Consider the following 9,305-nt stretch of genomic DNA (forward strand, 5'->3'; position numbering starts at 1 on the left):
TGATTGTTTAACATTAATTTGTATTTTTCTCATGCAACATGAGGGACGAAATATTGTCTATTATATTGTAAGGCAAAAGTATTTTAAACTATACATTAAAAAATTAAAGAGTTATGAAGAAAACTGTAAAACTATTTTTAGCATCAATTCTCGGCTTTGTTTTAACAGCAGGATTTTCTTCTTGTTCGGACGATGATGGTTACTCACTCGATAAATACTGGGTGTCGATGGTAACCGTAAACAAAGTGGGAGAAAACACGTATGATTTTACGCTCGACAATGGAAAAAAACTGTGGATTGCAGCTCCTGTTGGGTTAAATCTGAAACCAAAATATAACAGAGCTATTATAAACTACACGATTTTATCCGACCAATATCAGGGCTATGATCATGCTATCAGACTTAACGGCTATAGTGATGTCCTGACTAAGGGAGTAATATACATCCCGTCTGACGATCAGGCAAAGCAAGACAGTATCGGACACAATCCTATTAAGGTTCATTCTGCATGGGCAAGCGGGGGCTATCTGAATATCTACTTCGGATATAATAGTGGCGGAACTACAGCACACATGCTGAACCTTGTATCTGCACAGCCCGATTTGTCAGTATCAGGTGATGTGGTGAAACTGGAATTCAGACATAACAAGAGAGAAGATCCGGAACATTATCCTGTGAATGGCTATGTATCTTTCAACCTAGAGCCATATCTGATAGAAGGGCGAGATAAAGTAACATTTGAAATAACATGGGTGGACTTTGGCGGGCAAACAAAGACAGATACGATTGAATACAAGTATGGTGCGGTTGAGGCTCAACCTAAAGACATACCAAGCGACGATAGCAAAACAACTAACCTGAATATTTATTAATATTCTTTTTGATTTCCTTTCGAAAAAGAGAGCTCGTGAGAGTTCTCTTTTTCTTTTTTTTCTGCTATAAAGTCTTTGAGGTACTGATTTTTATGAACACTTTCTTTTTTTTCTGAGGTTATACCACTGTTTATTCTTTAAAAAGATGTATTTTTGTTCAGATCAGATTTTTTTAAATGGATAACATTAAACTAAAAGACCAAGTTAAGAACGAATTCACAGATTATCTGAATTTAAACAAGCATCGTAAAACTCCCGAAAGATACGCAATACTGGATCACATCTATTCTACTAAAGGGCATTTCGATATGGACTCCCTTTACAATTCTATGAAGCAGTCGTGTTTTAGGGTTAGCCGAGCCACATTGTACAATACGATAGAGCTATTGCTGGATTGCAATCTGGTAGTCAAGCATCAGTTTGGAGCAAATGTGTCTCAGTACGAACGTGCTTTTGGTAATGAGAACCATGACCATCTGATCTGTCTTAGTTGCGGCGAGGTGAAAGAGCACAAAAATGGCAACCTGTTCACTCCTGCGCAACAGAAAAAACTACAACGCTTCAAGGTTAGCTATTACAGCATGTATATTTATGGTATATGCAACAAATGTATGCGGGCTAAGAAGACAGAAGAAAAAAAGAATAAAGTAACAGAAAGTAAGAATACTCGTATTAATAAGAAAAAATGAAAGTAGATGTATTGCTCGGCCTGCAATGGGGCGACGAAGGTAAAGGAAAGATAGTAGATGTTCTAACGCCTGATTATGAAATCGTAGCCCGTTTTCAAGGTGGTCCAAATGCAGGGCATACACTTGAGTTTGAAGGCAAAAAGTATGTTCTCCGTTCAGTGCCATCCGGTATATTTCAGGGTAATAAACTGAATGTTATCGGCAACGGTGTTGTGCTCGATCCTGCTTTATTCAAAGGAGAAATAGAAGCATTGGAAAAATCGGGACATGATCTCAAATCGAGACTATATATCTCAAAGAAGGCTCACCTTATCCTTCCTACACACCGTTTGCTCGACGCATGCTACGAAGCATCGAAGGGAGACTCTAAGATAGGAACCACAGGTAAGGGTATTGGACCTACATATACCGACAAGGTTAGCCGCAACGGCTTGCGTGTGGGGGATATTCTTCACAACTTTGAAGAAAAATACAATGCTGCCAAAGCAAAGCATCTGAGAATTCTCAATCAATATAATTACGATACAAATGCGCTGGCTGATATCGAGAAAGAGTGGTTTGAAGGAGTGAAGAAACTCAAAGAATTTACTTTTATTGACAGCGAGCATTTTATAAATAATGCGACCAAGTCGGGCAAAAAAATATTGGCAGAAGGTGCACAAGGTACAATGCTGGATATCGATTTCGGGTCGTATCCGTTTGTTACTTCTTCCAATACAATTACAGCCGGAGCTTCTACAGGTCTGGGTGTTGCCCCTCGAAACATCGGTGAGGTGTATGGAATTTTCAAGGCATATTGTACACGTGTGGGTAGTGGGCCGTTTCCTACCGAGCTGCATGATGCTACGGGAGATAAGTTGCGTGAATTCGGATTTGAGTTTGGCTCGGTAACAGGTCGTCCGCGTCGTTGTGGATGGATCGATCTGGTTGCTTTGCGCTATGCTATAATGATAGACGGTGTGAGCCAGTTGATAATGATGAAGAGCGACGTGCTCGATACGTTCGAAACGATAAAAGCCTGTGTGGCTTATGAAGTAAACGGAGAGAGAGTAACCGAATTTCCTTTCGAGATAGATGATAGTATCAAACCTATATATCAGGAAATGAAAGGCTGGAAAACCGATATGACAAAAATGCAGAAGGAAGACCAGTTCCCGAAAGAATTCAGCGATTATGTTGCATTCCTCGAGAAAGAATTGGGTGTGCCTATTCGTATTGTTTCGCTCGGGCCGGACAGAGCGCAGACCATTATTCGTAAATAATTTCTGATAAGAAATATATCGACCTCTTTGTCATGCTGAATGAGAGTAAGGCGTCTTGAAGATAGAAAAAGACGGTTTTGTTTCATTCTGCATGACATTAGGTTTTTAATAGAGACGACTGAAACGAAAAATAAGTCAAATTTAATTAAGAAATGTGATTGTCATTCAAATACATTATATGACAAAAACTCAGGTGGCACATTTTTTGTTTAGTTATTAACAAGTAAATTAGTAGAAAAAATCATTTTAAAAAAGAAATAGACTATGCCTATAGGTTGGATATTATTTGGACTAATAGCAATAGCCAGTTTTGCAGTTCAGCAGATGCTGAAAAGCAAGTTTAACAAATACTCTAAAGTTCCGTTGAGTAGCGGAATGACAGGTCGTGATGTAGCCGAGAAGATGCTTCATGACAATGGAATTTATGATGTGAAAGTTGTATCTACAAGCGGTATGCTTTCGGATCACTACAACCCTGCCAATAAGACAGTCAACCTGAGCGAAGGTGTATATGCCAGCAACAGTGTGGCTGCTGCTGCCGTAGCTGCTCACGAATGTGGTCATGCAGTGCAGCATGCTCACGAGTACGGACCGTTGAAGATGCGTTCGGCACTTGTACCTGTTGTAAGCTTTTCATCAAGCATTGTGATGTGGGTTATCCTTGCCGGAATATTTACGATTAATATATTTCCTGCCTTGATATGGATTGGTATTGCTCTTTTTGCAATGACAACGATATTCAGTTTTGTGACACTCCCTGTAGAGGTGAATGCCAGCAGCCGTGCTTTGGCTTGGCTTAATACTGCCGGAGTAACAAATGTAAACAATCATGATATGGCTAAAGATGCTCTCAAATGGGCAGCTTATACGTATGTAATAGCAGCCATCGGCTCATTGGCTACGCTTATATATTACATCATGATAGCCATGAGTGGCAGACGTAGCTAATCGTTTATACGATAGAAAGATATTCGAAAGAGTGGTCATTGGCGACTGCTCTTTTTTCACATAAACCGAAAGGTTAATAGCTTGTACTCTTTACCTATGCATCTTTTGCATCTGTATATACATATACACACAATAAACGTATAAATGAAAACGATGTTTTTTATTATAGTATTCACAGTATACCTCTTAGCTAATTTTTATGTATTCAGGCACTTTTGGATTGCGATGCCTCCGAGTAATGTGGGGCGTATAGCACTTTTGTCGTTTGCGGTTATAGCGGTTACTTCATTCTTCATATCCTTTTTGGTGGGAGACTCCTTACCGGTAGGGCTTACTTCGTTGCTATACAAAGTGGGCACAGCGTGGTTTTTCATCCTTCTTTATTTCCTTATGATAATTGCTGCCAAGGATTTGCTGGGGCTAAGTAATAAGCTGCTGCACTTTATGCCGAGCGATTCCATTACCCGTTATACGAGAGACAACTGGGTTGGTCTGGGGCTGATGGTAGGCTTCGTTGCGCTGCTGATGACCTGCGGCTATCTTAAATATCAGTGGAAAGTAAGAGTCGATCTTCCTGTTCAGATATATAAGACCTTTGGCGATACCATTTCGCCTCGCTCGCTACGCATTGTAGCTGTCAGTGATCTGCATTTGGGGTATGGTATCGGAGAAAAGGAGTTTGAGAAATGGGTAGACCTGATAAATGCCGAAAATCCCGACATTGTACTCATAGCGGGAGATATTATTGATAATAGTGTGCGTCCGCTCAAAAAAGGACGTTTTGCAGAAGTCTTTCATAAGATAAAAGCACCGATGGGCATTTATGCCTGCCCCGGAAACCATGAGTATATAAGCGGAGCAAAAGAGAGCTTCGATTTTATTACAAAAGCAGGAGTGCATCTCTTGCGTGATTCTGTAGCCGAGGTAGATAGTTGTTTCTACGTGGTTGGGAGAGACGATAAGTCTAACCCTAACCGCAAATCGTTGAAGGAGCTTGTCGCCGGACTCGATCATACCAAGCCGATCATAATGCTCGATCATCAGCCTTATCACCTCGAGGAGGCGGAAGCCAACGGTATCGATATACAGATTTCGGGACATACCCACCAAGGGCAGGTGTGGCCTATATCGATGGTTACCAGAAAGATATATGAGAGAGATCATGGTTTTGTGAAAAAAGGAAATGCAAATATATACGTAAGTTCGGGTATTGGTCTTTGGGGCGGAAAATTCCGTATAGGTACACAATCCGAGTATGTTGTAATAGATGTGAATAAAAAGAAATGAGAGTTTTTTTCAATGCCATAATGATTCAGATATTCTTCAGTGCATACATCTACTGGAGAGGATGGCAGGCATTGCCCGATAAGAAGTATATTAAGATTCCCTACACTGCCATATATGTTGCAGAGCTGATAATATACTTTATCGGATTCTTTACCTCAAAACACTTATCGTTCGATGCGCTTCATACATTCGCCTGGACGGGTACAACGTGGATGTTGTTTACTATCTATATGACGTCTCTGCTCTTATTGTATGATTTAGTGAAATATATAAATAAAAAGAAAAAAATATTTTCGCTCGATTTTGCAGCAAAAAAGCCCCGACTTGTTTATTTTTGTACAGCATTGCTTTTGGTAGTGGCTGTGATGTGGAATGGGAACTACCGATTCTGGCATCCTGTGATAACGGAGAAGAACCTCACGATAGAGAAGCATTCGCCCAATGTGAAAAACTTGCGCATAGTGGTGGCTACAGATATACATGCGGGATATCTGATCGACAAGAAAATTATTTCCATGTATGTGGACAAGATAATGGAGCAGAAACCCGACCTGATATTGTTGGTGGGTGATATTGTCGATTATGATGCCAAATCGCTATACGAGCAGCAAATGGAAACAGAGTTTCATCGGCTCAAAGCTCCTTATGGGGTGTATGCGTCTACAGGAAATCATGAGTATATAGAGCTGGGCGAGCCTAAGGACGAAAAAATCTTGTGGTTGAGCCAAAAGGCCGGAATAAATGTTTTGCGTGATACTACTGTTATGATCGCAGATTCTTTTTATCTTGTAGGCAGGGAAGATGATCTGTGCAAAACCCGGAAACAATTGCCCGAAATAATGCAGGGAGTAGACAGGCAATATCCTGTAATTGTGATGAATCACGAGCCGCATCGCTTACAAGAAGAGGTTGAATCCGGTGCAGATATCGCTCTGTATGGTCATACGCACAACGGTCAGTTTTTCCCAAACAATATGATTATGGCTGTTTCGTCCATGATATACAATTCGAGGATATTGCCGGAAAGCGTTTCTTCCAAAATGAGGTTTATGTATGAGATTCCGTACGGATATAAGAAAAAAGGAGATACACATGTATATGTGTCCTCCGGACTCGGATTGGCGGGGCCTCAATACAGGATTGGCACAGTGTCGGAGATTGTAGTTCTCAATGTCAACTTTAGTAAATGATATATTAGCCATGCTAAGATCGCTATACATAAAAAATTATGCTTTGATAGACAGTCTCGAAATTGACTTCGAGCCTGGCTTTTCTGTTATTACCGGAGAAACAGGAGCCGGAAAATCTATTATTCTGGGAGCACTGTCTCTTATCCTTGGGCAGCGTGCCGATATGAAGGCTATCAAGCAGGGGGAGAGTAAATGTGTTATCGAAGGATCGTTCGATGTTTCGGCATACGATCTTAAAGCTTTTTGCGAAGAGAAAGGCATAGAGTACGATCCCGATAGTTATATCCTCCGCAGGGAAATACTCTCTACAGGAAAATCAAGAGCGTTCATCAACGATTCGCCTGTCTCACTCACTGATCTGAAAGAATTGGGTGGTCAGTTGATCGATATACACTCGCAGCATCAGAACTTGTTGCTATCCGACACCCGCTTCCAAATGCAGGTGGTAGATGCCTTGGCAGGCAATAAAGACTTGCTGAGCAAATACCAACAAGCCTTTCATCAATACAAGCAATCGGAAAAGGCATTGGCAGAACTTCGTGAAGCCGTGAGGAAAAGTAAAGAGGAAGAAGACTATCTTCGTTTTCAGATCGAATCTCTCACAGAGGCAGCTCTTCAGGAAGGGGAGCAGGAAGAATTGGAAAACGAACTGGAGACACTTACTCACGCCGAAGATATAAAGTCGGCATTATTCAAGCTACACTCTTTGTTGTCTGACGACGATAAGGGAATCGTGCTGGGTCTCAAAGAAGGACTCAATACGTCTCAACAGTTGGCAAAGGTATATGTCCGTTCGGAAGAAATATCCGAGCGTCTGCAAATAGCGTATATCGATCTTAAAGACCTTGCCTCCGAAATGGATAAGCTCGCAAACGATGTGGAATTCAACCCCGAGCGTTTGGCTTTTATCGAATCACGGCTCGATCTGATCTACACCTTGCAGAAGAAATATCATGTAAATGCTGTGTCCGAGTTGTTGGCTTTGTATGAAGAATTCAAACAAAAGATAGAAAATATAGAATCATCCGATCAGCAAGTGGAAGCTCTTGAAAAAGAAGTCCACGAAAAGTCGGAAAAAGTATTCGCTCTAGCTAAGCAGTTGACCGATAGTCGTACGTCGATAACCGATAGTTTCGAGAAAGATCTCACCGATCGGGTTGCTTATCTGGGTATGCCTAATATTCGTTTTAGGAGTGAAATTATAACAGAGAAACATCCCAATATATATGGGTCAGACAGTGTACTGTTTCAGTTCTCTGCAAACAAAAATGTACCTCTACAGCCTGTTGCGGAGATAGCTTCGGGAGGTGAAATTTCCCGTCTGATGCTTTGTCTCAAATCTATGATTGCAGGTGCAACCGCATTGCCTACTATTATATTCGATGAAATAGATACAGGTGTTTCGGGCGAAATAGCAGACAAAATGGGAGAGGTGATGCGTGAGTTTGGCAAGAATATGCAAGTGCTAGCAATAACACACTTGCCACAGATCGCCGCCAAAGGGAAAGCACATTACAAGGTTTACAAATCGGATGACGAACATACCACAACTACAAACTTGGTGCGCTTGTCCGACGAAGAACGTTTAACGGAAATAGCCCGTATGCTGAGCGGTTCTACGGTAACAGAGGCGGCTATACAAAATGCGAAAGTAATGTTGGGCAAAAAAGTCTAGACAACATGAACGAAATTTTATTCCTTAACTTAAAACGAGAAAACGAACGCTATGCACCTGAACTGAAAGAAGCAACTGCTCATATTATAGATTCAGGTTGGTATATACGAGGAGCGGTGAATAAATCCTTTCAGTCTCAATTTGCTTCTTATTGCGGTGTCTCTTACTGTGTGGGTGTGGGCAACGGTCTTGATGCCCTGCGTCTCATTCTGATGGGATATATGGTGATGGGGCGTATAAAGGAGGGTGATGAGGTAATTCTTCCAGCCAATACATTTATAGCTACTGCCTTAGCTGTTTCGCAATGCGGGCTTGTTCCTGTTTTGGCAGATTGCGACCTTGTGACATACAATATCGATCCTGCTTCAGCAGAAGAAAAAATAACAAATAAAACCCGGGCTATAATTGCCGTTCATCTATATGGGCAAGTTGCGGATATGGATAAGTTGAAGCAATTATCACTCAAATATAATCTTCTGCTTATCGAAGACGCTGCACAAGCACATGGTGCCGTTTATGAAGGCAAAAAAGCGGGCAGTATTGGCGATGCAGCAGCATTTAGCTTTTATCCTGTAAAAAATCTTGGTTCGTTGGGTGATGCAGGAGCAGTAACAACGGACGATCCACAATTGGCAGAGGTGGTGAATAGTTTATCGAATTACGGTTCTGATGAAAAGTATATACATAGCTACAAAGGACTAAACTCTCGCCTTGATGAAGTGCAAGCCGCCATTCTTTCTGTCAAATTAAAGTACTTGGATGCGGATAATTCACGCCGTCGGGAGATTGCAAAATTCTACTTGGATAACATAAAAAATGACAGGTTCATTTTGCCCGAAATAAGAGATTGGGATAGCCATGTGTTTCATTTGTTTGTGTTGCGTTGCAAAGATCGTGAAGAACTCCAACAGTACTTATCGCAAAACTCCATCCAGACTCAAATACATTACCCTTATGCTATACACAAACAGCCGGCTTATGCTGAACTAAATCATTTGCATTTTCCTGTTTCTGAACTGCTGCAAGATGAGGTATTAAGTCTTCCGCTTTATCCGTCTTTGCGAGAAGATGAATTGATAAAGATAGTTGGAACTTTAAATAGTTTTTAATTCTTTGATTATTAGTTTTTTTTATCTTCTGTGTGTGGTATTCGCTTATCTTTTGTTTTAAAGAAAATTGTAAACGCAAATAGAGAAATTCGAAGTGAATTTTTTATTTCGGAAGAAATGCGGTACAATGTTTTTATAAATGCTCTTCAGGTAAAGAACTTCAAGACTGTTTTTTTTGTCTTAAAAAGATAAAAAAAACGATGATTTACAGTCTATAAAAACCTTTTAGAACAAAAGATAAGCGAATACCACACACAGAAGATAAAAAAAACT

Annotated in this window: 8 protein-coding genes; all 8 read left to right on the forward strand. The window is 40.7% G+C overall.

Annotation, left to right across the window (positions count from 1 at the left end; all coding sequences use genetic code 11):
- The first annotated feature begins 113 nt into the window (after window positions 1-113).
- The 8 genes from LDB17_RS09030 to LDB17_RS09065 all read left to right on the forward strand — a co-directional run bounded on the left by LDB17_RS09030 (window position 114) and on the right by LDB17_RS09065 (window position 9,032).
- Entirely contained in the window at window positions 114-872 is a 759-nt protein-coding gene (locus tag LDB17_RS09030) for a NigD-like protein (RefSeq protein ID WP_252638545.1), read from the forward strand.
- Between the two features lie 176 nt (window positions 873-1,048).
- Window positions 1,049-1,561, forward strand: a complete 513-nt coding sequence (locus tag LDB17_RS09035; protein ID WP_252638546.1) for a Fur family transcriptional regulator — start codon at window positions 1,049-1,051, stop codon at window positions 1,559-1,561.
- Window positions 1,558-2,823, forward strand: coding sequence for an adenylosuccinate synthase (locus LDB17_RS09040; RefSeq protein WP_135104756.1), 1,266 nt, complete (start codon window positions 1,558-1,560; stop codon window positions 2,821-2,823). The genes LDB17_RS09035 and LDB17_RS09040 overlap by 4 nt, the downstream gene beginning before the upstream one ends.
- A gap of 264 nt (window positions 2,824-3,087) precedes the next feature.
- Window positions 3,088-3,771 carry a zinc metallopeptidase gene (locus tag LDB17_RS09045; RefSeq protein WP_135104757.1) on the forward strand — a complete coding sequence of 228 codons (684 nt, stop codon included), beginning with the start codon at window positions 3,088-3,090 and terminating at the stop codon, window positions 3,769-3,771.
- A gap of 153 nt (window positions 3,772-3,924) precedes the next feature.
- Window positions 3,925-5,058, forward strand: a complete 1,134-nt coding sequence (locus LDB17_RS09050; RefSeq protein WP_393924996.1) for a metallophosphoesterase — start codon at window positions 3,925-3,927, stop codon at window positions 5,056-5,058.
- A complete protein-coding gene (locus LDB17_RS09055; protein ID WP_252638548.1) occupies window positions 5,055-6,248 on the forward strand; it encodes a metallophosphoesterase in 1,194 nt (397 codons plus the stop codon). Before LDB17_RS09050 ends, LDB17_RS09055 begins: the two co-directional genes overlap by 4 nt.
- 10 nt (window positions 6,249-6,258) lie before the next feature.
- Window positions 6,259-7,923 carry a DNA repair protein RecN gene (gene recN, locus LDB17_RS09060; RefSeq protein WP_252638662.1) on the forward strand — a complete coding sequence of 555 codons (1,665 nt, stop codon included), beginning with the start codon at window positions 6,259-6,261 and terminating at the stop codon, window positions 7,921-7,923.
- 5 nt (window positions 7,924-7,928) lie between these two features.
- Window positions 7,929-9,032, forward strand: coding sequence for a DegT/DnrJ/EryC1/StrS aminotransferase family protein (locus LDB17_RS09065; RefSeq protein WP_252638549.1), 1,104 nt, complete (start codon window positions 7,929-7,931; stop codon window positions 9,030-9,032).
- Window positions 9,033-9,305: the final 273 nt, after the last annotated feature.

This window comes from Dysgonomonas sp. Shenzhen-Wh21 (assembly GCF_043392705.1).
In the GTDB taxonomy this organism is placed as follows: domain Bacteria; phylum Bacteroidota; class Bacteroidia; order Bacteroidales; family Dysgonomonadaceae; genus Dysgonomonas.

Coding starts and splice junctions, on each gene's coding strand:
- LDB17_RS09045 (WP_135104757.1), top strand. CDS start 3,088: ATGCCTATAGGTTGGATATTATTTGGACTAATAGCAATAGCCAGTTTT.
- LDB17_RS09035 (WP_252638546.1), top strand. CDS start 1,049: ATGGATAACATTAAACTAAAAGACCAAGTTAAGAACGAATTCACAGAT.
- LDB17_RS09065 (WP_252638549.1), top strand. CDS start 7,929: ATGAACGAAATTTTATTCCTTAACTTAAAACGAGAAAACGAACGCTAT.
- LDB17_RS09040 (WP_135104756.1), top strand. CDS start 1,558: ATGAAAGTAGATGTATTGCTCGGCCTGCAATGGGGCGACGAAGGTAAA.
- LDB17_RS09050 (WP_393924996.1), top strand. CDS start 3,925: ATGTTTTTTATTATAGTATTCACAGTATACCTCTTAGCTAATTTTTAT.
- LDB17_RS09030 (WP_252638545.1), top strand. CDS start 114: ATGAAGAAAACTGTAAAACTATTTTTAGCATCAATTCTCGGCTTTGTT.
- LDB17_RS09055 (WP_252638548.1), top strand. CDS start 5,055: ATGAGAGTTTTTTTCAATGCCATAATGATTCAGATATTCTTCAGTGCA.
- recN (WP_252638662.1), top strand. CDS start 6,259: ATGCTAAGATCGCTATACATAAAAAATTATGCTTTGATAGACAGTCTC.